At 46.2% G+C, this 22,294-nt stretch carries 18 protein-coding genes; 10 read left to right on the forward strand and 8 right to left on the reverse strand.

Annotation, left to right across the window (positions count from 1 at the left end; genetic code table 11):
- Positions 1-2: 2 nt before the first annotated feature.
- From pstC to MKZ32_RS06030, 4 genes are all read right to left on the reverse strand, one after another.
- The gene (gene pstC, locus MKZ32_RS06015; RefSeq protein WP_239796438.1) at positions 3-965 is read right to left on the reverse strand and encodes a phosphate ABC transporter permease subunit PstC; all 963 of its coding nucleotides are present in this window, start codon (positions 963-965) and stop codon (positions 3-5) included.
- A 106-nt stretch (positions 966-1,071) separates the two neighbouring features.
- On the reverse strand, positions 1,072-2,118 hold the full coding sequence (pstS, locus tag MKZ32_RS06020) for a phosphate ABC transporter substrate-binding protein PstS (protein ID WP_239796439.1): 1,047 nt from the start codon (positions 2,116-2,118) through the stop codon (positions 1,072-1,074).
- A gap of 306 nt (positions 2,119-2,424) precedes the next feature.
- Positions 2,425-3,027 carry a lytic transglycosylase domain-containing protein gene (locus MKZ32_RS06025; protein WP_239796440.1) on the reverse strand — a complete coding sequence of 201 codons (603 nt, stop codon included), beginning with the start codon at positions 3,025-3,027 and terminating at the stop codon, positions 2,425-2,427.
- A 456-nt stretch (positions 3,028-3,483) separates the two neighbouring features.
- Positions 3,484-5,196, reverse strand: coding sequence for a proline--tRNA ligase (locus MKZ32_RS06030; RefSeq protein ID WP_239796441.1), 1,713 nt, complete (start codon positions 5,194-5,196; stop codon positions 3,484-3,486).
- Between the two features lie 151 nt (positions 5,197-5,347).
- Between MKZ32_RS06030 and MKZ32_RS06035 the strand changes: the two genes are divergently transcribed.
- The 3 genes from MKZ32_RS06035 (at position 5,348) to MKZ32_RS06045 (ending at position 8,485) form a co-directional block, all read left to right on the forward strand.
- Positions 5,348-5,872 (forward strand): RNA pyrophosphohydrolase, encoded by a 525-nt coding sequence (locus MKZ32_RS06035; protein ID WP_239798106.1) that lies wholly within the window; start codon positions 5,348-5,350, stop codon positions 5,870-5,872.
- A gap of 487 nt (positions 5,873-6,359) precedes the next feature.
- Positions 6,360-6,899 (forward strand): ferritin-like domain-containing protein, encoded by a 540-nt coding sequence (locus tag MKZ32_RS06040; RefSeq protein ID WP_239796442.1) that lies wholly within the window; start codon positions 6,360-6,362, stop codon positions 6,897-6,899.
- Between the two features lie 548 nt (positions 6,900-7,447).
- A complete protein-coding gene (locus tag MKZ32_RS06045; protein ID WP_239796443.1) occupies positions 7,448-8,485 on the forward strand; it encodes a DUF475 domain-containing protein in 1,038 nt (345 codons plus the stop codon).
- 103 nt (positions 8,486-8,588) lie between these two features.
- Here the strand turns inward: MKZ32_RS06045 and dut are convergent, their stop codons facing one another.
- Positions 8,589-9,041: a dUTP diphosphatase gene (dut, locus tag MKZ32_RS06050; protein ID WP_239796444.1), complete on the reverse strand. Its 453-nt coding sequence runs from the start codon at positions 9,039-9,041 to the stop codon at positions 8,589-8,591.
- Positions 9,038-10,237 (reverse strand): bifunctional phosphopantothenoylcysteine decarboxylase/phosphopantothenate--cysteine ligase CoaBC, encoded by a 1,200-nt coding sequence (coaBC, locus tag MKZ32_RS06055; RefSeq protein WP_239796445.1) that lies wholly within the window; start codon positions 10,235-10,237, stop codon positions 9,038-9,040. The genes dut and coaBC overlap by 4 nt, the downstream gene beginning before the upstream one ends.
- Positions 10,238-10,307: 70 nt before the next feature.
- On the opposite strand from coaBC, the gene radC reads away from it, so the two are divergent.
- From radC to MKZ32_RS06075, 4 genes are all read left to right on the forward strand, one after another.
- On the forward strand, positions 10,308-10,982 hold the full coding sequence (gene radC, locus MKZ32_RS06060) for a RadC family protein (RefSeq protein ID WP_239796446.1): 675 nt from the start codon (positions 10,308-10,310) through the stop codon (positions 10,980-10,982).
- A gap of 617 nt (positions 10,983-11,599) precedes the next feature.
- Positions 11,600-12,586, forward strand: coding sequence for a formylglycine-generating enzyme family protein (locus tag MKZ32_RS06065; RefSeq protein ID WP_239796447.1), 987 nt, complete (start codon positions 11,600-11,602; stop codon positions 12,584-12,586).
- A 223-nt stretch (positions 12,587-12,809) separates the two neighbouring features.
- Complete coding sequence (locus MKZ32_RS06070) at positions 12,810-13,793, forward strand: formylglycine-generating enzyme family protein (RefSeq protein ID WP_239796448.1); 984 nt, start codon at positions 12,810-12,812, stop codon at positions 13,791-13,793.
- 111 nt (positions 13,794-13,904) lie between these two features.
- Positions 13,905-15,026, forward strand: coding sequence for a helix-turn-helix transcriptional regulator (locus tag MKZ32_RS06075; protein WP_239796449.1), 1,122 nt, complete (start codon positions 13,905-13,907; stop codon positions 15,024-15,026).
- A gap of 315 nt (positions 15,027-15,341) precedes the next feature.
- Here the strand turns inward: MKZ32_RS06075 and MKZ32_RS06080 are convergent, their stop codons facing one another.
- Together MKZ32_RS06080 and MKZ32_RS06085 are read right to left on the reverse strand one after the other, a co-directional pair.
- Positions 15,342-16,292 (reverse strand): hypothetical protein, encoded by a 951-nt coding sequence (locus MKZ32_RS06080; RefSeq protein WP_239796450.1) that lies wholly within the window; start codon positions 16,290-16,292, stop codon positions 15,342-15,344.
- A gap of 338 nt (positions 16,293-16,630) precedes the next feature.
- Positions 16,631-17,671, reverse strand: coding sequence for an IS630 family transposase (locus tag MKZ32_RS06085; RefSeq protein WP_239796451.1), 1,041 nt, complete (start codon positions 17,669-17,671; stop codon positions 16,631-16,633).
- A gap of 708 nt (positions 17,672-18,379) precedes the next feature.
- Here MKZ32_RS06085 and MKZ32_RS06090 point away from each other — a divergent pair.
- Genes MKZ32_RS06090 through MKZ32_RS06100 form a run of 3 tightly spaced genes read left to right on the forward strand, consistent with a single transcriptional unit; the run spans position 18,380 to position 22,274 of the window.
- On the forward strand, positions 18,380-20,017 hold the full coding sequence (locus MKZ32_RS06090) for a DNA recombination protein RmuC (protein WP_239796452.1): 1,638 nt from the start codon (positions 18,380-18,382) through the stop codon (positions 20,015-20,017).
- A 2-nt stretch (positions 20,018-20,019) separates the two neighbouring features.
- Positions 20,020-21,543, forward strand: a complete 1,524-nt coding sequence (locus MKZ32_RS06095; RefSeq protein ID WP_239796453.1) for a class I SAM-dependent DNA methyltransferase — start codon at positions 20,020-20,022, stop codon at positions 21,541-21,543.
- Positions 21,544-21,563: 20 nt separating this feature from the next.
- Positions 21,564-22,274 carry a restriction endonuclease subunit S gene (locus tag MKZ32_RS06100; RefSeq protein ID WP_239796454.1) on the forward strand — a complete coding sequence of 237 codons (711 nt, stop codon included), beginning with the start codon at positions 21,564-21,566 and terminating at the stop codon, positions 22,272-22,274.
- The last annotated feature ends 20 nt before the right edge of the window (positions 22,275-22,294 follow it).

Below are 22,294 nucleotides of genomic sequence, written 5' to 3' on the forward strand. Positions count from 1 at the left end.
AATCAGGTCGTGGATCCTTCGCGTTTCGTCAGCATATACAGCATATAACGTGCCAGCGACAACACGATGAAAGTGATTAAGAACAGAATTAGTCCAAGTTCGACCAGCGCTGAGGTGTATAACTTGCCCACTGCCTCATTGAATTCGTTGGCCAGCGCGGAGGAGATGCTATTGCCAGGCATTAATAGCGAGGCACTTAATTTATGTGCATTGCCGATGACGAAGGTGACCGCCATAGTTTCGCCCAACGCACGTCCCAGGCCCAGCATAATACCGCCAGCCACACCGATCTTGGTATAGGGCAACACCACATGCCACATGACTTCCCAAGTGGTTGCGCCCAAGCCATAGGCAGATTCCTTGAGCAGGGTGGGAACAACCTCGAATACATCACGCATCACCGAGGCAATAAAGGGAATAACCATGATGGCCAGAATGATACCGGCGGTGAGCACCCCGATGCCCATGGGAATGCCCTGAAACAAAGGCCCCAATATCGGGAGCGGCCCCAGTTTTTCTATGAGCCAAGGCTGAACATAGTCAGCAAACAGCGGCGCAAATACGAACAAACCCCACATGCCGTAAATAATGCTGGGGATGCCGGCCAGCAGTTCGATGGCAATGCCCAGCGGACGACGTAACCAGCGCGGCGACAGTTCAGTGAGGAAAAGGGCAATACCGAAACTGACCGGGATGGCGATCAGCAAGGCGATGGCCGAGGTTACCAGCGTGCCAACGATCGGCACGAGTGCGCCAAACTGTTCAGTGACCGGATCCCATTCCGCGCTGGTTAAAAATGAGAAACCGAACGCCTTAATGGAGGGCAAGCTGCCGATTATCAGCGAAACGATGATGGCAATGAGTAAAACGAGCACGGCGAATGCAGACAAGCGGGTGACATTGCGGAACAGAATGTCCAGCAAATTATGGCGCTTCATATGTACTTCACGTAAAAACGTCGGCATGATTTTTAAAAGTGCTCAAAATTTGAGGGAGCCTGGCCCCCTCAAATTTTATCCGGCAAAAATTATATCTTGCAAATACATGTTGCCAGAGCTTCTAAATAGACTGTTACTTCCAGATCGCCGTGCCCTTGTTATCCTTGACCTCTGTTTTCCAGGCGGCGCGCACCAGTTGCTGAACTTTTTCCGGCATGGGGACATAATCCAGAGCCTCAGCCATCTTGCCCCCATTGATGTAAGCCCAATCAAAGAATTTTAGTACTTCTTTGGCTGTTTCAGGTTTATCTTGTGTCTTGTGCATCAGGATGAAAGTGGCGCCGGTGATGGGCCAGCTTTCTTTGCCGGGTTCATTGGTCAGCAGCTCATAAAAGCCTGGCGCTTTTTCCCAGGCAGCGTTGGCCGCGGCGGCCTTGAATGAGGTGTCATCGGGTTTGACAAACTGACCGTCATGATTCTTGAGTTGTGCGTAAGTCATTTTATTCTGCAGCGCATAAGCATATTCCACATAACCGATGGAATTTTTTATACGCTGTACATAAGAAGCGACGCCTTCATTACCTTTGCCACCCGTGCCCGCTTTCCAGGAGACGGCTGTGCCTTCGCCGACTGCAGATTTCCATTCCGGGCTAGTCTTGGACAGGTAGTTGGTGAAGATGAAGGTGGTGCCGGAACCGTCAGAGCGATGTACGACGGTGATGGTTTCATTGGGCAGTTTAGTGCCCACATTCAGCGCCATGAGCGCTGGATCATTCCACTTGGTGATCTTGCCGAGAAAAATATCGGCCAGCACCTTGCCGTCCAGTTTGAGCTGCCCGGCTGCAACGCCGGCGACGTTGATGACAGGTACTACACCGCCCATGACTGCCGGGAATTGCATCAGGCCGTTCTTTTCCAGCTCTTCGGGTTTCAAAGGCATATCTGAGGCGCCAAAATCGACTGTCCGGGCGATAATTTGTTTGATGCCCCCGCCGGAACCAATGGATTGATAGTTCAGGCTGATACCGGTTTGGGTTTTATACGTATCGGCCCATTTGGCGTAAATCGGATAGGGGAAGGTGGCGCCCGCACCAGTGAGGTTAACGGCCGAAGCATGGGTTGCTAACGACCACGAGGCGGCAAGGCCAAATATATAAAGAAAACGATTTAGTTTGGTCATATTTTTCTCCAAAAATTAAGTTCGCTACAGCGTAGCTAACTATAGCCATTTTCTATTACATAATTATTACACAGACTAGCAGTGTGTCGGATATCCCCTCATTAAAAAATAAAAAACAACAATTTGCTTTTACGAAATTTCATATTAAAGCTTTATAAATAATTTTTGGACGGGCAGATATTTTTTAAATACGGTTGGAAAGTATGACGGTGGAAATATGATTGGTATACGTAAACCAAGCCACGAGTACAAAGCTTAATCAAAACTATCATCAACCGTGGAATTGGCTATGCAGTGTGATAAAGCTCAGCGCACATGCCATGCGGCATTAACTAGATTGGGATATTCCGGTTTGCCTAGGCTGCCGTTGTAGCGTCCTAGAGCACGGTAGAGGTCACCCTTTTCCATATCCAGGTAGTGGCGAAGAATGATACAACCATATCGCAGGTTGGTGCGCAGGTGGAACAAATTGCCCTTACGTTGGCCGATGAGATTCAACCAAAACGGCATTACTTGCATATACCCTCTCGCTCCGGCGCTGGATACGGCATATTTTTTGAAACCGCTTTCCACTTGAATAAGCCCCAATACCAATTGCGGATCTAATCCGGCGCGCGTGGCTTCGTAATACACAGTCTTGAGGAAGTCCACGCGATAGCCCGCGTCCGGGATGCGTCTTTCCAAGCGGCGCGATGTGTCATTCAACCAAGTGTGGTACTCCTGTTGCGATGCAAATGTCAGCTTGGGTGGCGCTTGATCTGAAACGGAGTGATTTAACGAGATCTGCACGCTGGCAGATAGGGGTTGATAGGTTTGTGCGCCGCCATGGGCTGCGTGGGCAAATAGCAAACCCGCTGCCAGCAAGGATGACAAAATGTAATTTGAATGACATTCTTGAATCGGACGCATAGTTTTAAGGGGGGCTCTAGAAACCCGCCTTCGCACCTCATGCTCTTTAAGATAGTTGTTTTACGGCAGGTTACTGAAATACTTTAAGGTGATGTTTATATTCAAGTGACTAGTACATCGATCACAAAACCATTTACACAATAGTCAGTTTGTCATGATGCTGGGTTTCAGAGGCACAGTAGGTCATGCACGTAAAACGGAACGAGCAGTATTGATGTTGACGGAAACGAATGAACTGTGCTTATCTGTTTTACGGATACAGGTGTGTATAAGGCGCATTGACGGCTAATGCAGTCGTATGTCGCTTCGATCCGCTGCTTGACATCAATTCAGTCTAGGACGTTGGATGTGCTAACCGAAAAGCACAGAATGAATTAAATTTAAAGTATGAGATCCGCTCTTGCTTCATGCGTTAAAATGTATTTATTACAGTAGGACTGCATTTCAATGAGAATTTTATTGAAGTGAGGTTAATTGTATGAACTTAACAATATCTTGTAACGGGATTTGTTGCGCTTCTTCGTCGCGTCGTCCCTTGTACTCAACCATGGGCACTTCTTGGCTGAGACCGCGATCCCCGATTACGATACGATGTGGGATGCCGATGAGCTCTAAATCAGCAAACATTACGCCTGGACGTTCGTTACGGTCATCAAGCAATACTTCAATTCCTGCCGCGCCAATGTCAGTGTAAAGCTGTTCTGTCGCTAGGCGCACGGCTTCGCTCTTATTGATGCCGATTGGGGCAAGTGCCACTTGGAACGGAGCCATGGTAGCAGGCAGGGTAATGCCGCGCTCGTCATAATTCTGCTCTATTGCGGCAGCGACGATGCGTGAAACACCGATGCCATAACAACCCATTTCAATGAATTGAGATTTGCCGTTTTCATCGAGGTAATTAGCATTGAGCGTTTCGGAATACTTGGTGCGCAACTGGAAAATGTGGCCAACTTCGATACCGCGACAGAGTTCCAGCGTGCCTTTCCTATCAGGACTGGGATCACCGGCGACCACGTTGCGGAGGTCATACACATTTGTTTCGTCCAAGCTGATGTCGCGTCCAAAGTTTGCGTGAGTGTAGTGAAAGCCGTCATCATTGGCTCCGCAGACAAAGTTACTCATGGCAGCAGCAGCATGATCAGTCAAGATGCGCACAATGGTATTGACCGGGCCAATGTAGCCGGTACGACAGCCCATGTTCTGATGGATTTCATCGTCGCTGGCGAAACGGAATTCGCCCAGGATCTTGGTTGCTTTGATTTCGTTCAGCATATGATCTCCGCGCAGCAGAAGCAGAGTGAAGTTATCACCGGCATCCATTACGGCGATTGCTTTTAGTACTTGTTGCGGCGTCACATTCAAGAAAGTGGCGACGCTTTCGATGGATTTTTGTCCGGGCGTAATGACTTTTTGCAATTTTTCGCTGGCACTCGCGCGTAAGACGTTTGGTGCGATGGCCTCAGCCAGTTCCACATTGGCGGCATAATTGGAAGTGGGACAGAATGCTAACCCGTCTTCGCCGGAATCGGCTAGTACATGGAATTCATGCGAGCCACTACCGCCAATGGCGCCTGTATCCGCCGCAACGGCTCGAAATTGGAGGCCAAGACGGGTGAAAATGCGGCTGTAGGTGTCATACATCACCTGGTAGGTTTGTTCTAGGCTGCTGAAGCTGGCATGGAATGAATAAGCATCTTTCATTACAAATTCGCGTGCACGCATCACACCAAAACGGGGACGCACCTCATCCCGGAACTTGGTCTGGATTTGGTAGAAATTAACTGGTAACTGACGATAGCTTTTTATCTCACGGCGCGCGATGTCAGTAATAACTTCTTCGTGAGTGGGGCCAAAACAAAATAGATTGTCATGGCGATCTTTAATTTTGAGCATTTGTGGTCCAAATACTTCCCAGCGCCCGGTTTCTTGCCAAAGTTCGGCTGGCTGTATGGCGGGCATTAGCAGCTCAATGCCGCCCCCATTATTCATTTCCTCGCGTACCACGGCTTCCACTTTTCGCAACACGCGTAGTCCCAACGGCATCCAGGTGTACAGGCCGCTGGCTAGTTTCTTGATGTAGCCGGCGCGTAACATTAAACGATGACTGACTAGTTCGGCTTCGGAGGGAGCTTCTTTCTGGGTGGAGATGAAAAATTGTGAAACGCGCATGATGGTATGTTTGCCAAATCGAATTATCAGAATGCTAATTTTACAGCGAACGAAGTAAGCATGCTGTACCGATTGTGATAAGTCGGCTTTCAATATGGTGTGAAATGTGAAAAAATCCACCTTATCTAAATTAATTAAACAGGTGACGAAGATGATTGATCGGGATGGTTACCGCCCCAACGTCGGCATCATTCTGTCTAACGCTAAGAATCAGGTATTCTGGGGCAAGCGCATCAGGCAGCATGCGTGGCAATTCCCGCAAGGTGGCATTCAGTGTGGTGAAACACCGGAACAAGCGATGTATCGCGAATTGCAGGAAGAGGTAGGTTTGCAGTCTTGTCATGTCCAAATATTGGGCCGCACGCGTGAGTGGATACGTTATGAAGTGCCGCAACATTGGGTTAAACGTGAGTGGCGTGGCAGTTACAAGGGGCAGAAGCAGATATGGTTTTTACTGCGACTGGTTGGACGCGACTGTGATGTCTGTTTGCGTGCTTCCGTTCATCCCGAGTTTGATGCTTGGCGTTGGAACGATTATTGGGTTGAGATGGAAAGTGTGATTGAGTTTAAACGGGATGTTTACCGTTTGGCATTGAATGAATTAGTACGCTATTTGCCACCAGCCAACAATTTTTCTGGCTGGGATACGTCCAAAAAAATTTCTAGTAATTTTTGAGTTGTCGCTATATTTTTGAATATTACATATTGATTAATGATGACTTGATAGATTAGAGAATATGTTTCATTGAATGTTCATTCCTTCAAATTTGGCACAAGCTTAATCTAGCCGATTCATGTGACGAGTTAGAAGTAAGAGTTTAGTCGGTGCTCAAGTAGCCAAGAGTTATGAATGCTGCTTTGAAATTAGCAGGGGGCACGCTAGTGGTAATGGTCGTTAGTGAGCTATTTTCCGAAACGTAGATTGCGCGTCAGTTAAGTTACAACTTCACCCAAATGGATATTTCATGAACTTGCGCCGAAATTAAGACAGTGCTCGTGAATATTGCCTGTCTTAAAAAAGGGCATGGCTACATGAAACTTGGATGTATACTTGGCTTTAGGTATGCTTTGAATGCGTTAATTTAGTCAAACGGTAGTATTTGCATTTAAATATGAATTGATCGTCGATAATCGATGATAATCGAAATTTAAAGGAGATAAATATGGCAGACAAATCATTTTTGACCGATATTAAAATCCTGCGTGAACGTGCCCGACAGCACATAGAGCAGGGGGCTATCACTGCTGGATATCGTGGTGACCGTGATACTGTTGTCGATCTGTTAAACGAGGCGCTGGCTACAGAGATTGTCTGCGTGTTGCGATATAAACGACATTACTATACTGCTACAGGCATCAATGCGCAAAGCGTAGCCGCCGAGTTCTTGCAACATGCCACTGAAGAACAGGTACATGCTGACCAGATTGCTCAGCGCATTGTGCAATTGGGGGGAAAACCGAACTTTTCTCCTGAGGGTCTGGCAATGCGTAGCCATTCCGAATATCACGATGGTGATGACTTGCTTGAAATGATTCGCGAAGACCTCATTGCTGAGCGCATTGCCATTGATAGCTACGGTGAAATGATAAGCTACTTGGGTAACGACGATCCTACAACGCGGCGTATGCTGGAATCCATCTTGGCGATGGAGGAAGAACATGCCGACGATTTGTCCAGTCTCTTGGCAGAGATGGGAGGGTGAAAGGTGGCGCTGTACTAGAAATGGGGATGCATCTGGTTTATAAGCGCTTCAATCAATCCTGAACTTGTTTTTTCCGCAAAAATAGTAATTCAAATTGACAAGCTGACTTGAGATCTCAGACAAGCCCGCGCGGAGCATTGTTAAATGGCTCAGTGCAGGCTTCATATCTTAGTTCAACTTCGAATCTTGCTTCGGTGTGGTTAACTATCGCCACATGACGGAGATGGTTTTTGCCTACCTTAAGGTTAGGCCTACGTAACGTAATTAGTCCCTTAGCCTTGCTGTGGCACGCGGTAAATTGGTGCAATATTATTGATCAAATCCGTAGGATAGTTGGATAAGTTAAGGTTATAAAAATCTTAAGTAGTAAATTACCTTATCTTGAACGATTGGTTTTAACTAAGTTTTGCTAAAGCTTCACGCTGTTTTAAGTGGCTGTCAATTATAGCGCTGGGATTCATAATTCCATTAGATATTTTTCGAAAAAGTGCACTACATTAAATATTCATTGGCTATTGCACGGTGAGATATAGTTGAAGAGGGAAAATATGCGCTATTTTAGAGTTTCATTTTTTATTGCTTTTGTGGGTATTGGGCTTGCGGCATGGTGGGGTTATAGCCGGGGTGGTTTTGTGGTCGCACTTGAAGCGCTTGGGATTGCTACTATTCTCTGTGTCATGGAGGTATCACTCTCCTTTGACAATGCTGTCGTCAATGCGTCTGTACTTAAAAGCTGGAACAAATTCTGGCAGGACATTTTCCTGACTATTGGAATGCTGATCGCTGTGTTTGGCATGCGATTGCTTTTTCCTCTTGTGATTGTTGCGCTCGCGGCTGACCTCGGGCTAATGGAGGTGTGGGATATGGGGCTACATAATCCTGATGAATATGCACTTCATTTGACTAATCATCATGCTGAAGTGGCCGCGTTTGGAGGGATTTTTTTATTGTTGGTGTTCCTTAATTTTCTGCTGGACTCTAAAAAAGAATTGCATTGGCTTGGTCATATTGAGGAAAAAATTGCCACATTTGGTAAAGTGGCATCAATCTCGGTAATGATCGCGCTGGGTACACTGTTGGCCAGTTTATCCATGGTCGAAGAGGGCAAGCAACTGGTTGTACTAGTTGCCGGCCTTTGGGGCGTGCTGTCCTACGTGGGCGTAGACGTGATTAGTAGTCTTCTTGAAAAGGAAGAAGATGATGCAAAAATCAGTGATGTTATTAAGCGCGGCGGGATAGGTGGTTTTCTTTATCTTGAAGTACTGGATGCTTCCTTCTCTTTCGATGGGGTGATCGGGGCATTTGCCATTACCAAGGATATTGTCATTATCATGATTGGCCTTGGTATTGGCGCGATATTTGTGCGTTCAATGACTGTATTTCTGGTACGTAAAGAAACCCTTGATACGTATGTGTACCTTGAGCATGGTGCGCATTATGCGATCGGAATTCTGGCTGTCATCATGCTTGCTAGTATGAAGTTCCATATCCCTGAGATTTTCACTGGTTTTGTAGGGGTGGCTTTTATTGCCGCCGCTTTATGGTCTTCATTGCGCTATAGGCGTCTCAAGCAACTAAATAAGTAACAAACCATCACAAAATAGTCCTTGGCTAAGGTATTTTTCTTACGTTGTGATCAGTTGCGCTTATCTAGCTCGTGATTCGTAGGCCGTCTTCGTTAAGACATCATCAATTTTTGCCGGTACTGCCGAAACCGTCACTTCCGCGCTGGCTCAAGGGAAAATCCGTGACAATATTGAGCTGCATTTGCAGTATTGGCACAATAACCATTTGCGCTATGCGTTCCAAAGGCATGAGAGTGAATGGGTTTTGTCCACGGTTCCAGATAGAAATGAATATCTGTCCTTGATAGTCGGAATCGATTAATCCGACCAAATTGCCCAGTACAATTCCCTGTTTGTGTCCAAGTCCAGAGCGCGGCAAGATCATCGCGGCGCACTGCGGATCGGCTAGGTGAATTGCAATGCCGCTCGGGATGAGTTCGCATTGGCCGGGCTGAATAATCATGCTCTGGTCAATACAGGCGCGCAAATCTATTCCCGCCGATCCAGTCGTGGCGTAAGCGGGCGGGTGCTTATGCAAGCGTGGGTCGAGAATTTTCACATCTACTGTTTTTTTCATAATTTATTTCCTTGCCGGTAAAGTTTGACTATATGCTGCAACAAAGCTCGCGCCAGTGTGAGCTTATCCGCGCGCGGTAAGACATGCTCGCCCGTATCGTCAAATAAAATCAGCTCGTTGTCATCTGCTCCAATTGCTTGTTGGGCTAAATTGGCTGCGAGTAGTGGAATTTTCTTGGTTTTGCGCTTCGTTGCAGCGTAGTCGTGCAGATTGTGGCTTTCGGCCGCGAAACCCACGCAGAATGGTGGCTTTGGAAGCCCGGCAACATATCCCAGAATATCTGGATTGGGAAATAGTTCCAGCGTTAGTCCGCCCGTACTCTTCTTGATTTTCTGTCCGGTCGGTTGTGCTACGCGATAATCGGCTACGGCTGCCACGCCAATGAAAATATTGGCATCTGCGACATGTTTTTGGACAGCCTCGAACATTTCCGCCGCGCTGGTGATATTCACCAGCGCGGCACCATGGGGGCTGGATAAGGCTGTAGGACCAGAAATCAATGTCACTTCTGCACCTAACTCCAGTGCGGCCTGCGTGATGGCATAGCCCATCTTGCCGGAGCTGCGATTGGTAATGCCGCGTACTGCGTCTATTGCTTCGTAGGTTGGCCCGGCAGTCAGCAGAACTTTTACGCCGGATAGTAATTTTGGCTGAAAAAAGGTGAGCAATGCGCGTGCCAACTCTGTGGGTTCCTGCATGCGTCCCATTCCTTCTTCGCCACATGCTTGCATACCGCTGACAGGGCCTAGAATAGTTACACCATCAGCAAGGAGTTGCTGGATATTGCGTTGCGTGGCTGGGCTTTCCCACATTTGTCGATTCATTGCAGGGGCAACCAGCAATGGACAATTGCGAGCCAAACACAACGCGGAAAGCAGGTCATCGGCCAAGCCGTGCGCCAGCTTGGCGATGAAATCAGCTGTGGCCGGCGCGATCATAATGGCATCGGTGGTACGGCTTAGATTGATGTGTGCCATATGATTAGCAGTGTGTTCGCCCCACTGATTGGTGAATACCGGCTTGCCGGATAGCGCCTGCATGGTGATCGGCGTGATGAAGTGACACGCAGCTTCAGTCATCGCAACCTGTACCTGCATGCCCTGATTGACCAATAGGCGAGTTAATTCGGCGCTTTTATAGGCGGCAATACCGCCGGTGAGACCAAGCACAATACGTTTTGTTTGAATTTGTTCCATAATGCTGTGCATCTTAGCAAAAACTGCTGTTCTTTATCAAAAAACCACCATGCTTAGGCAAGGGAGAGCAATGGGAATTAATAATTGGCCTGAGGGAGAACGGCCGCGCGAGAAGTTAATCCAGCGCGGTGCGGCCTCACTCTCTGATGCTGAACTGCTGGCCATATTTTTGCGCACCGGTGTAGTGGGCAAAAGTGCGGTGGATTTGGCACGTGATTTGCTTACTCAGTTTGGCACACTAACCCGTTTATTCGCCGCTAGCCAAGAAGAGTTTTGCACTATATATGGTATGGGGCAGGCCAAATATGCTCAGTTGCAGGCTGTGCTGGAAATGTCGCGGCGTGCCTTGCAAGAGGTAATGCGCATGGGCGATGCGCTGAACTCACCGAGCGCGGTACGCGATTATCTTCGATTGCTTTTAAGTGGCCGTGAACAGGAAGTGTTCCTGGTTGTCTTTCTTACCGCACAAAACCGTGTAGTTGCATCAGAGGAAATGTTCCACGGCTCGCTCACCCAAACCAGCGTGTATCCGCGCGAAGTGGTTAAACGTGCGTTGTATCACAACGCGGCTGGAGTCATCTTGGCGCATAATCACCCGTCAGGCGTGGCTGAACCCAGTCAGTCCGACCGCCTGCTCACAGACACGCTTAAACAGGCGCTCGCGTTGGTGGATGTGCGCGTGCTAGATCACTTCATCGTAGCAGGAAACGGGTGCTTGTCATTTGCAGAGCGAGGAATGATGTAGTGGATTGTGTTATAGATTGCTGAAAACCCTTCAGTTAGCGTCCTTTCCTCGCTCATGCGGATTATTTCTCAGTTAACTTTCACTTTTTAGTTTCAAAAAATGTCTCTTTATGAATGGGTGAGTTTTCCGCTTTCCCGTCTTGGTGCAAATTTATGGCGCACTACGCCCATAATCGTTTCCTCTTGACTAGGATGGGAAGTGGCTGTTGTTGAAAAGGAATAGCTGGTTCAATAATTTTTTGTCACGAGGCCGTAATTTACGCATCAGGCCAGTGTCTTTCATCCAGCCAAAAAATTCTTTGGTCTGTTTGCGCTCATGGTGCGGTTTCTACACATATGGAGATAGAGTAAGTCGTCTGGGCTATTTTTAGAAAACCATTATTGCGCTACTGTTTGGCCTGAAGTTTAAAACGAACTTTTTGTCAAAATGGGATCCAACTATCAGATTATTTTGATCAGCCAAAGCGAAATATAGGAGTAGTGATGGGTGAAGTGCCAATATGCAAGATAAATATCTTCGTAGCAAAGAAAAATATTTAGTGGCAAAGTAGATATACTTCTTGCAGTTTTCTTAGGCGAATATAACAATGCGTCCCAATTTTTTAGAATGGAGATTTCATGAAATCAATTTATATTTTGTTCCTGCTAATGATGTCTCTCGCGACATCTATTAACGTATATGCGGCCGGGTCCGTGTTGAGCGTTAATTGTCAAGGTGAGGATGTGGGGGCAGAAGTGTTGGTTAACGGCAAATTTAAAGGCGAATGCCCGTTAGACATAAAGGTACCTGTTGGCAAATTGAAGCTGAAGGTGCAAAAGAAAGTTGATTCCTTTAGTGATCGAATATTTGAACAAGAAATTCGTATGGGCGATGACGTAGTAAAAAAGGTCGATGTGATCTTGGGCGCGGCGCAGCTTAACGCCAAAGGCAAACGGCAAAAACCTAAGATTTCAGCCATGGAAGGTAAGGCAAAAACATTACAGGAAGAAAAGAAGAAATGTGTCGAATGTCCCGAGATGATGCCGATTCCAGGCACCAATTTCGCTATGGCAAAATACACGGTCACGTTCCAAGACTGGGATGCCTGCGTGGTTGACGGCGGTTGTAACGGTTACCGCCCCTCGGATAAGGAATGGGGGCGTGATAAACGTCCTGTGATTAATGTGAGTTGGAATGATGCTCAAGCTTATATTCAATGGCTATCGAACAAAACCGGTAAACCTTACCGTCTGCCTACTGAACAGGAATGGGAAATCGCCGCGCGAGCTGGCACTACTACCGAATATTATTGGGGCATTTTTCCTTTTGGAGATTCGGCCTCTAGCGCTAATGCTAACTGTAATGCTTGTGGAAGCAAGTGGGACAACAGGACAACCGCACCAGTTGGCAGTTTCAAGCCAAACGGTTTTGGCTTATACGACATGTCTGGTAATGTTTGGCAATGGACAGACAGTTGTTGGGAAGGGGACTGTAAGAAGCGAGTGCTTCGTGGCGGTTCTTGGAATGACACCACGTCAAACATTCGCATAGCTACCCGTTTCAAGGATGATGTGACTGAACGTTATCATATCAGCGGATTTAGACTTGCTATGACGCTGAAATAAGAAATATGGGTTAGCGTTTGAGCCTAACGTTTTTATAAGTTTCATGACAGATACATGGGTATATAAAAAGGTAATTGTTGAATGGGAATAGTATGGGAAACTAGAATAAATCTGAGTTTGGATCCTTATTAAAAATCTTATGCACTAATGAAGGAAACCTTATTAAAATAGGTCAAGAGTGCTTTAAAAGTCCGCCCATTTTTTATTTTTTAACGGAGATTTCATGAAATCAACTTATTTTTTGTTCTTGTTAGTTCTGGCTGCATTATCCGCCAATGCTTATGCGGCTGGCTCCACGCTAAGTATTGTCTGTAAAGGTGATGACGTGGGTGCCGAAGTTTTGGTTAATGGAAAATTTAAGGGCGAATGTCCATTGGATATAAAAGTGCCTATTGGCGCGCTGAAGTTGAAGGTGCACAAGAAAGTCGATGCCTTTAGTGATCGCATATTTGAGCAAGAAATCCGTGTGGGCGATGGCGTAGTAAAAAGGGTCGAAGTTTTATTGGGCGCACCGAAACTCAACGCTGAAGGCAAACGGGTCAAATCTGAGCACTTGAAAACTGCTAAGACTGAGGAGAAGAAAGTAGAAGATAAGCTTAAGGCATGTACCGTCTGTCCTGAAATGGTGCCGATTCCAGGCGCAGATTTTGAGATTGGCAAATATGCTGTCACATTCGATGAATGGGATGCATGCGTGGCAGAAGGTGGTTGTAATGGTTATAAACCATTAGATGAAGAATGGGGGCGTGGCAAGCAACCTGTGGTTAGCGTGAACTGGAATGATGTTCAGAGCTATATTGAATGGCTATCGCACAAGACTGGTAAAACCTACCGTTTGCCGAGCGAACATGAATGGGAAATTGCCACGCGGGCAGGCACTACCACTCAGTATTACTGGGGAGATGAGCTCGGGTCTCAGAATGCCAATTGCCATGGTTGTGATAGCAAGAGCAAATTTGAGAAAAAAAAATCTGTTCCAATGCCAGTGGGAAGTTTCAAGCCTAATCCCTATGGTTTATATGACATGCTGGGCAACGTCTGGCAATGGACGGACGGTTGTCGGGAGGGCGATTGTGCGAAGCTGGTACTTCGAGGTGGATCTTTTGAATACGGTCCAGAGTATCTAAATGTAAGTTACCGCGAAGGAATCGAAGCGACGGAACGCATTAACAACCTTGGGTTTCGCGTTGCCAGAACACTGCCGTAAATGAGCATCTTATAGAGCTGGCCATCTAAATAGATCGATAGAACATCCGGAGTGTATCGCAGGAATGACGAGTTGCGCTATTTGGTGGCTGGATCTAGAGGGATCCTAAAAATGGATTTTGCTGACAATATCAATTCGATCATCAGCGATTTGTATGAAGGAATACTAGATCAGCAGTCGCAAAATAAAGCGCTACATCATTTGGCTCAACTGTTGGGTAGTAAGCATGTCGCATTAACTACCTGGAACAAGCACACTAATCTCACGCACATCATACAAAGCAGTGGCCTACCAGAGGCATGCACCAGCGCATTTCAAGAGCATTTCTATTTGCTTGATCCAGATCGAATTTTTGTCAAAAAAATTCCACCAGGTCAATGGTATATTGATTACCTCCATTTTGGAAAAAAGGCCATGGGCTGTTGTGAGTTTTATCAAGACTTTATGAAGCCTTTTGGTTTTGGTTCTCTTTCCGTCTCGCCAATTGCTAGCGATGAAGAATTAGACAGTTTTATTGCCATTCAATATAAAAATACCCCTCAGGCACAAAAGATCGATCAGCTCAAACAATTGTCTGGCTTACTCAGTCATTTACGACGTGTACTCAATATGCAATCTCATTTTGAGTCGATCAAAATTCAAAACGCTTTTTTTCAGGCAAGCCTAGAACAAATAAGATTACCTATTCTGATTGCTAGCGGTGATGGAAGAATTAGCCATGTGAGCCGGCTTGCCGATACATTTCTGTCGCATCGAACTGAAATAAAAATGGTCGCGAATAGCATTACCAGCTGCGATACATTTAACAGAAAATTGATCTATGCAATTCGACTTGCTTGTGGTCTCAATGGCCCTAAAATTGCCAGTGGTTTGAGGATCGGTGTGGATAGCAACACTGCTTTGCACCTATTAATAACACCGTTACCTATTGACCATCAATATTGCTATCAAACCCAACAAAATATGGCCTTGATCGTGATACAAGATCTCAGTTTTCCAATGCTACCGAAGAAAATTTTATTAAAGCAAATGTATGGAATAACGCTGGCTGAAGCACGGGTTGCTATCGATCTTCTTAAAGGTATGCCACCAAAAGAAATCGCACATGAAGCGGGTGTTGCGATCTCAACGGTACGTTCACAAATGAAAGCGATATTTAGTAAAACGGGTGCTTCGAGACAGGCGGATTTACAGCGTATTCTCTATCCTCTTTTGTCTATTGATACAAAATGAAGTGTGTAGTCCGGTTGGGCTGAATGAAATGAAATCCAACATCATTACCGAGGTGCCGATGCAGCGGGAGGTACATGTTGTTTCATTGTTAAAGTGGCCAAACGGCGCTCCGATGTATGGTGCGGCATATGGATGACTTGCGTGCGTCATGAAAACGGTGAAAGACTTATATTCGTGTCACCCGCTAAGCCAAGAGTCAGCTCCATGATGAACACGCGGTAAGAAGATAGTGTTTTCAATGTGAGTTATTTATGCCTACACGCTCACTCTTTAGGGTTAATGCGGGGGCCGATAAGCTCGGCCACACTCCAGTAATTACTGAATGGTCTGCATAACTACCTGGGTTTGCAATGCCAACGTTTTAAGCGCTTCAGCGTTTGTCAAATCTCCCGACGACATAGATTTTTCATTGCTTAGCTGTTCTGTGGCATGAGAGGATACCTGATCTGGCGCTAACTGAGAGTGCTGAGTTAAAGATGCTATCGTGCCGTCATTCAACCCTGTTTTTATGCCGCTTTTTGTTTCAATTCGGTTGGCATATCCATTTGAGGCTGAAAAGGAGTTAGTAGAGACCAAGGATAGCGCCACTCCATCTCCTTCGTCACCAGAAATCTTTAGTAAATATCCCCGTGATCCAGTTACTTGCGGAAAATTAAAACATGCAACCGCACCAGCAAACGTTCCTGAAATTTGATACTCACAAGTAAAGTTAGCGGTAGAATTGGTAACTATTCCATTACCAGTCGAAGTTGCCGTTCCAGTTTTAATGCTTAAATTGCGCACTTCAGAAAATGGAGTTTGTCCAACTACCATTGTAAATAGCCATGTTCCCAATAACCCATCAGGGCCTTCAGCATAACCAAATGGCCTTTTGGAAATAGCTCTTTGAGGTTCGCCGGGAAAGGTGATGAATCCATGCTTTCCGCTAGTAAAATTAATTGTGACATTACCAGCGGAGCCAGCTACAACCGCGTCTTGATGAACTCCTCCCATCGAAGTGCCGCCTTGTGTGTTAAGAAGTGCAGAGGTAAATGTATTGTTAATGATCGGGCCGGATGCATAGTGAAACGTGCCACTGCCATCTGGCCGATAGCCAAAATAAGTGAAAACCATTATTTCGTTTTCTGCCTCAATTTGAAATCCTCTGCCGGGAAGTCCATTGTCTTCACTGTCCACGCCCCACATGCCTGCAGCTGGCATGAATGCAAAGACTGAAGAGCTCGCTACAAGCATCAGGCATGCCAATGTGTTTTTTACGGTTGTCATCTCATTCTCCTAAGATGGATTAATTTATTTTCAGCTCTTATTCGCTTTCAACTTTAAGTTTTCGGTCCCTCTCCTTTTCTAATATATCAATTGAATCTCGCAGTCTGCCCTTGGTCAATACCTGTAAAAGGCATGGCAGGTCGGATAAAAATGTTAATTTACTGCAAAAATATAAAGGTCAAGTTCGAGCCTTGTGAGTAAGCATCATATTGATTTTTTTTGTTTTTTTATTGTAATTTCGAATATCTTTATGCCCTTGCCATTTTGTTTCCGCTTCAATAGCCGCTTTTTTGATGCTGAATATCTAAAGTTGAGTTTATTGATCCGGCACAAATTATTCATGAAGCCGCGTAGGCGACTTTTGGGTCGCCGAAATAACGGCGCACGCGTTCGGGGTTTTGCTCAAGCATGGTCATGTGATCAGTCGCAGCAGCTCTGAGTTTTGCCTTGGTGCGCACTGGCACCTTTGAAGTGATGACGTGCTTGAGATCCGCATTCAGTCTTTCTTCGGGGTTGAGTTCAGGGCTGTAGCTGGGCAAGTAGAACAACTCGATTTTCTGTGCGTTCTCGGCAGCCCAAGCCTTTACAGGTTTGCTGTGATGAACTCTCAAGTTGTCCAGTATCAGAAACACCTTGCGGTCTGTATCCTTGATGAGCGCCTCCAGAAATTCAATGAGCTTGTCGGAGTTAAATGCCTCATCAATAATCATCCAGCGCGTTTTACCCTGATTGGTTACCGTCGCAATCATCGATAGCTTGTGGCGCGTGCCGCCTACTGCGAACGTCACAGGTGTCTTGCCCACCGGCGCATAGCTCCTGCCTCTGACATCCGTGTTGACTAGCGCCGTCTCGTCGCCCCAGTGAATTTCCGCACCTTCTGTTTTTGCTCTGGCTTCAATGGCCGGATATTGTTCATCAAGCCAAGCCTGGACGGCTTCAGGCCGCTGCTCGTATGCTTTTTTAATGGGTTTTTGTGGTGTAAAACCCCAACGTGCCAAGTAGTTGCCTACTGCCCGAATAGACAGCTTGATACTGTGCGCCAGCTCAATGTGCTGGCGCACAGCGGGCCTGCTCCATAGCGCAAAATCCATCTTGAGTTGTTCGGGGCGTCTGTCGCAGATGGTTTGTTGAATCGCCAGCTCTTGGCTAATCGTCAAGCGACGTCCACTGCCAGGTTTTTTACCCCGAACGCCGGGCTTGAGTGCCCCCGAACCTTCAGCCTTATACAACCGCAGCGCCGTATTGACTGCCGTCCAGCTCAGTCCCGTTTGCACCACGATCTCCATCACCGCCACACCTTTGCGGTGCATACGAATGACTTGCTTGCGTCGTTCATGCAGTACTTCTCGCGACTGCTTGCGGGCATCTTCTTTTTCCATACTCCATAGACATCGAAAACCAATAAAAATTCATTTATAAATCGTGCCGGGTCTATAGTTAAAAAAGTATCATTTTTAGAATTTCAGCTTATGCCTTTAGACTATATAAAGCATCCTTCAAATGAAGGATAAATTGAGGTAATTTGGTTTTTTTAGAACGAAAAGAGGATGGTTAGTCACAAATGCTCAAGTCAGGCAACGGCGGTCATGCAGTTTGATTTGTTGCGCTTAATTGAAGAGTCGCGTATTGAATGCGGTAAGCGGCACTTCAAAAAATTTTGATGAAGTGCAATTCGAGGTGGTTAGTTCGCTGGCTGCGTTGGCGAAGTGATGATTACCGATTCAAAATATAAGCATATGCATGTCCTGCCGGTTACGCTGAGCTGACCTCTCTCTGGTTAGAGGGTTGTCCTCACGCTCGTGAAGTCAACGTGGATTGGCTAGCTGGCAGCGGGGAGGAAATCGGAATTGTTCTAGGGTAGAATTGACAGCGGGTCGAGTAGAAATAGTCATTTATTATGAAATTGTTTTTAGATAGCTAGAATCGCATCGAATTTACTATGCGCTATTATTATGAAAAATTTAGGATAGCAGGGATGTGTAATATTTCATTGATGCATCGAGCGAAATTCAAAATAGCCGCTGTTGGAAACTTCGTCCATCGGGCCATGTCCTTAACACTATGAAGTGTAATGAAAATCAGCAGTCATGGATATGCCAATTTATAGTTTTGTTTCATTGTGCATTGGATTATTAGTCGGTGCAGGTGTTGTTTGGTTGATTCTGCGTGCCCGCATTTCTGCTACCGAATTGCGCGCAAAAAGCGAAAGCCAGGTGGACATTGCCAGGTTCAATGAGCGTCTGATCGCCTCACAGGAAGATGCAAAGCGTCTCGCCACTCAACTTGCTGATCTGCAAAAGCAAGCAACGCTCTGGCGCGATCAGCTTGATGCAGCCGGAGATGAGCGTGCGCAATTGGCCGAACGTGCGGACCGTGTTCCTAAACTTGTGGTTAGTCTTGAAGGTGCAAATCAAGAGATAAGTACTCTTAAGCAATCCATCGCGGATATTCGTGAAAAGGTGGGTATGGTTAACTCGACCATTGAGTCACAGGCCGAGCATATTGTGCAACTTCAGCAGGAACGCGTCGCACTGATAGAGCGAAGCGATTTACTGACTCGGGATGTCAATCTATTGAATATGCAGGTATCCGAGCTCACTACGGCCTTGGAAGCTGAGCGCAAGCAGTCGGAAGAAAAATTGCAATTGTTGATTGATGCTCGCGAGCAGCTTTCAAATCAGTTCAAGTCCCTGGCCGGTGAAATTCTGGAAGACAAAAGTAAGCGTTTTACTGAACAGAATCAAACTAACATAGGCGCTTTACTTGGGCCACTGAAGACTCAAATTCATGAATTTAAAGCCAAGGTCGAAGATATTCACCTTAAGGATACCGAGCAGCAAGCAACCCTAAAGGCCGAGCTAAATCAGTTGAAAGATTTAAATCGGCAGATTACCGAGGAGGCTCATGGTCTGGCAACGGCACTTAAAGGCCAATCCAAGATGCAGGGAAACTGGGGGGAAATGGTATTGGAAAATATCCTGGATCGTTCAGGATTGAGATCCGGTAAAGAATATCGTCGCGAAGTCAGCTTCAACACCGAGACGGGCAAGAGCCGCCCAGACGTAATTGTTTATCTCCCACAAGTGAAACATCTTGTCATTGATTCCAAGGTATCCCTCAATGCCTATACTCGGTATGTAAATGCAGAAGGAGAAATTGAGCGGCAATTAGCGCTGAAAGAGCACGTTGCAGCTATTTCCAGCCGAATTAAGGAGCTGTCAGATCGCAACTATTTCGAGTTGCCCGGCCTAAACTCTCCTGAGATGGTCTTTATGTTTATTCCCATTGAATCTGCTTTTGTGGAAGCGTTGCGCGCAGACGAAACGTTATTCCAAAAAGCGATTGAACAGAATGTACTGGTTGCGACGCCGACTACTTTGCTTACCAGCCTCAACATCGTGCGCCAACTCTGGAGATTTGAAGTACAAAACGCTCAAACCGTGGAACTCGCGAAACGTGCAGTCATGGTACACAAAAAGCTTTGTACCTTCGTATGCTCTATGGAAGGAGTCGGCAATCAACTCGATAAGGCCAAGGATTCATATAAAATAGCAATGGATCAATTTACTCACGGGAAAGGTAATCTGATTCAGCAAGTCAACGATTTCAAAAGACTTGGCGTTGCAGTGCAAGGGAAATTCTCTGAGGATCTGCTGGCCAAGGCAGGGCTCGAATTAGAGTTCCTGCCCGAATTACCCGCACAAGAAAATGTACCATTGGAATAAGCATGATTAATAACCAAGTCAAAGGTGACATAGACCGACTCTGGCTGGATTTTGTTACGGGAGGAATTTCCAACTCGCTCATAATAATCGAACAGATATCCTTTCTGATGTTCGCTCGCATGCTGGATATGGAAGAATCGCAACATGAGCGAAATGCCTTACGCCCCGGCGAATCTTCGCATCATTTTTTTCGGGTTGACCAGCAAACACTGCGCTGGAAAAACTGGAGCCGGATGAGTGACGGCGAGGCCATGCTTAAGTTTGTGCGCGACGAGGTTTTCTCTCATCTGCGCATTCTCGGTGGTAAAAAATTCGCATTTTGCGAATACATGAAAAATATATCTCTCCAAATCTCAAAGGCCAGTCTGCTGGTCTCGGTGGTGGAGCAGCTCGGAAAGTTGCCGCTGGGTAATACCAATACCCAGGGTGACTTATATGAATATTTATTGAGCAAGCTTACCACGGCAGGCATACATGGCCAGTTTCGCACGCCGCACCATATCATCAAGCTCATGGTGGAGCTTATTGAACCGAAACCGTCTGAAATCATTGGTGACCCAGCTTGCGGCACGGCTGGTTTTTTGGTGGCAGTAAAGGAATACCTGCGTAAGACTTACTCTGCACCGGAGTTCGTTGAAACACTGGAAGGTGACAGTAAAAGTTATTCCGGTGACCAGCTTGAACTTTATCAGGAGCGCATTCAGCACGGCATGTTCCACGGTTTTGATTTCGATGCCACTATGCTGCGCTTGGCTGCCATGAATCTGATGCTGCATGGGGTGGAAAATCCAGAACTCCACTACATGGATACGCTTTCAAAAATATTTCCAGAAAAATTCCCGGCCATTGCTGATGGCGACAAAGGTGGACTGGATATTATTCTCTCCAACCCGCCATTTAAGGGCACACTGGCGGAGGATGTGCATCCTTCGTTACTTAAAATTGTCCAGACTAGAAAATCTGAGTTGCTTTTCGTCGTTCTAATTCTGCGCATGCTCAAGCATGGTGGCCGTTCCGCTACCATTGTGCCCGATGGAGTTTTGTTTGGCTCAAGTAAAGCCCATTTGGCCGTACGTGAATATTTGCTTGATCGAAACCAGTTGGAAGCGGTGATCTCGCTGCCATCCGGTGTTTTCAGATCTTTTGCAGGGCTTTCTACCGCTATTTTGGTATTCACTAAGGGTGGACGCACTCAGGATGTACTTTTTTACGATGCGCAAGCCGATGGATTCTCGCATGAAGAAAAATGTCTAGAAAATGCTGATAAGGATCTGTCCGACGTATTGATCCAATATCGTCGTTGGCGTAATGGCGAGAGCGAATTTTCTGATCGAACTGCAAAAGCTTTCAAGGTGTCTGCCGCGGACATTCGAGCCCATAATTTTGAACTGTCAATAAACCGTTACAGGGAAACCCGACATCAGGAAGTGAAGTTCGAGGAGCCCAAGGTGATTCTGGCGCGGATGCGAATGCTTGAGGTCGAGATTCAATGCGACATGGCTGAGTTGCAGGCTATGCTTCGATGAAGTTTGTCAGATTGGGAGATGTGGCGCGAATCGTTTGTGGAGGGTCGCTTGACCGATCAAACTCTTCCTGCTGGAATGGCACGATTCCTTGGATTACTGCGAAGGATATTCGCGACGCACGCATCAGTGATTCGTTGGAAAGAATTACAGAATTTGGCCTGAAAGAGTCAGCATCTAATTTATTGCCAGTCGGAAGCATACTTGTGCCAGCGAGCATGATTCTCGAAAATGTTGTTATTAACGATGTGCCGGTTGCTATCAATAAAGATTTAAAGGCAATTATTGTTGAATCCCCTGATCTTGACAGGAATTACATACAGCAATTTTTGCTCTCTAAGGCGAATAGTTTTGAGTTGAGTGGCAAAGAAGGGATGAAAAATGGGTATGCAACCGAAATGCTGGCTGATATTGATATCCCGCTTCTGCCCCTTGAAGAGCAACGGCGTATCGCCTTAATCCTCGACAAAGCTGATGCTATTTGTAAAAAACGCCGTGCCACACTCAAACTGGCAGACAGTTTTTTGCATTCTATTTTTTTGGATATGTTTGGCGATCCGGTGACAAATCCGAAAGAATGGTTAACTCCTTCAATTGCTGTTCAAGAGCGTTACTTGCAAATTCATAATAAGATGGTTTCCATTAAGGAAAAGCTTGCAAATGAACTGGTTCAATCAAATTTTCTTTTCAACAGTCTTGCCGCATCTGTCTTTACCTCGTCTGAGGCAGCCTGAGCAATGAGGATAAATAAAAT

The organism is Candidatus Nitrotoga arctica (genome assembly GCF_918378365.1).
Classification (GTDB): domain Bacteria; phylum Pseudomonadota; class Gammaproteobacteria; order Burkholderiales; family Gallionellaceae; genus Nitrotoga; species Nitrotoga arctica.

Excerpts from the sequence above, each read along its gene's own strand:
- pstC (WP_239796438.1), bottom strand. The coding sequence starts at position 965 with ATGCCGACGTTTTTACGTGAAGTACATATGAAGCGCCATAATTTGCTG.
- pstS (WP_239796439.1), bottom strand. The coding sequence starts at position 2,118 with ATGACCAAACTAAATCGTTTTCTTTATATATTTGGCCTTGCCGCCTCG.
- MKZ32_RS06025 (WP_239796440.1), bottom strand. The coding sequence starts at position 3,027 with ATGCGTCCGATTCAAGAATGTCATTCAAATTACATTTTGTCATCCTTG.
- MKZ32_RS06030 (WP_239796441.1), bottom strand. The coding sequence starts at position 5,196 with ATGCGCGTTTCACAATTTTTCATCTCCACCCAGAAAGAAGCTCCCTCC.
- MKZ32_RS06035 (WP_239798106.1), top strand. The coding sequence starts at position 5,348 with ATGATTGATCGGGATGGTTACCGCCCCAACGTCGGCATCATTCTGTCT.
- MKZ32_RS06040 (WP_239796442.1), top strand. The coding sequence starts at position 6,360 with ATGGCAGACAAATCATTTTTGACCGATATTAAAATCCTGCGTGAACGT.
- MKZ32_RS06045 (WP_239796443.1), top strand. The coding sequence starts at position 7,448 with ATGCGCTATTTTAGAGTTTCATTTTTTATTGCTTTTGTGGGTATTGGG.
- dut (WP_239796444.1), bottom strand. The coding sequence starts at position 9,041 with ATGAAAAAAACAGTAGATGTGAAAATTCTCGACCCACGCTTGCATAAG.
- coaBC (WP_239796445.1), bottom strand. The coding sequence starts at position 10,237 with ATGGAACAAATTCAAACAAAACGTATTGTGCTTGGTCTCACCGGCGGT.
- radC (WP_239796446.1), top strand. The coding sequence starts at position 10,308 with ATGGGAATTAATAATTGGCCTGAGGGAGAACGGCCGCGCGAGAAGTTA.
- MKZ32_RS06065 (WP_239796447.1), top strand. The coding sequence starts at position 11,600 with ATGAAATCAATTTATATTTTGTTCCTGCTAATGATGTCTCTCGCGACA.
- MKZ32_RS06070 (WP_239796448.1), top strand. The coding sequence starts at position 12,810 with ATGAAATCAACTTATTTTTTGTTCTTGTTAGTTCTGGCTGCATTATCC.
- MKZ32_RS06075 (WP_239796449.1), top strand. The coding sequence starts at position 13,905 with ATGGATTTTGCTGACAATATCAATTCGATCATCAGCGATTTGTATGAA.
- MKZ32_RS06080 (WP_239796450.1), bottom strand. The coding sequence starts at position 16,292 with ATGACAACCGTAAAAAACACATTGGCATGCCTGATGCTTGTAGCGAGC.
- MKZ32_RS06085 (WP_239796451.1), bottom strand. The coding sequence starts at position 17,671 with ATGGAAAAAGAAGATGCCCGCAAGCAGTCGCGAGAAGTACTGCATGAA.
- MKZ32_RS06090 (WP_239796452.1), top strand. The coding sequence starts at position 18,380 with ATGGATATGCCAATTTATAGTTTTGTTTCATTGTGCATTGGATTATTA.
- MKZ32_RS06095 (WP_239796453.1), top strand. The coding sequence starts at position 20,020 with ATGATTAATAACCAAGTCAAAGGTGACATAGACCGACTCTGGCTGGAT.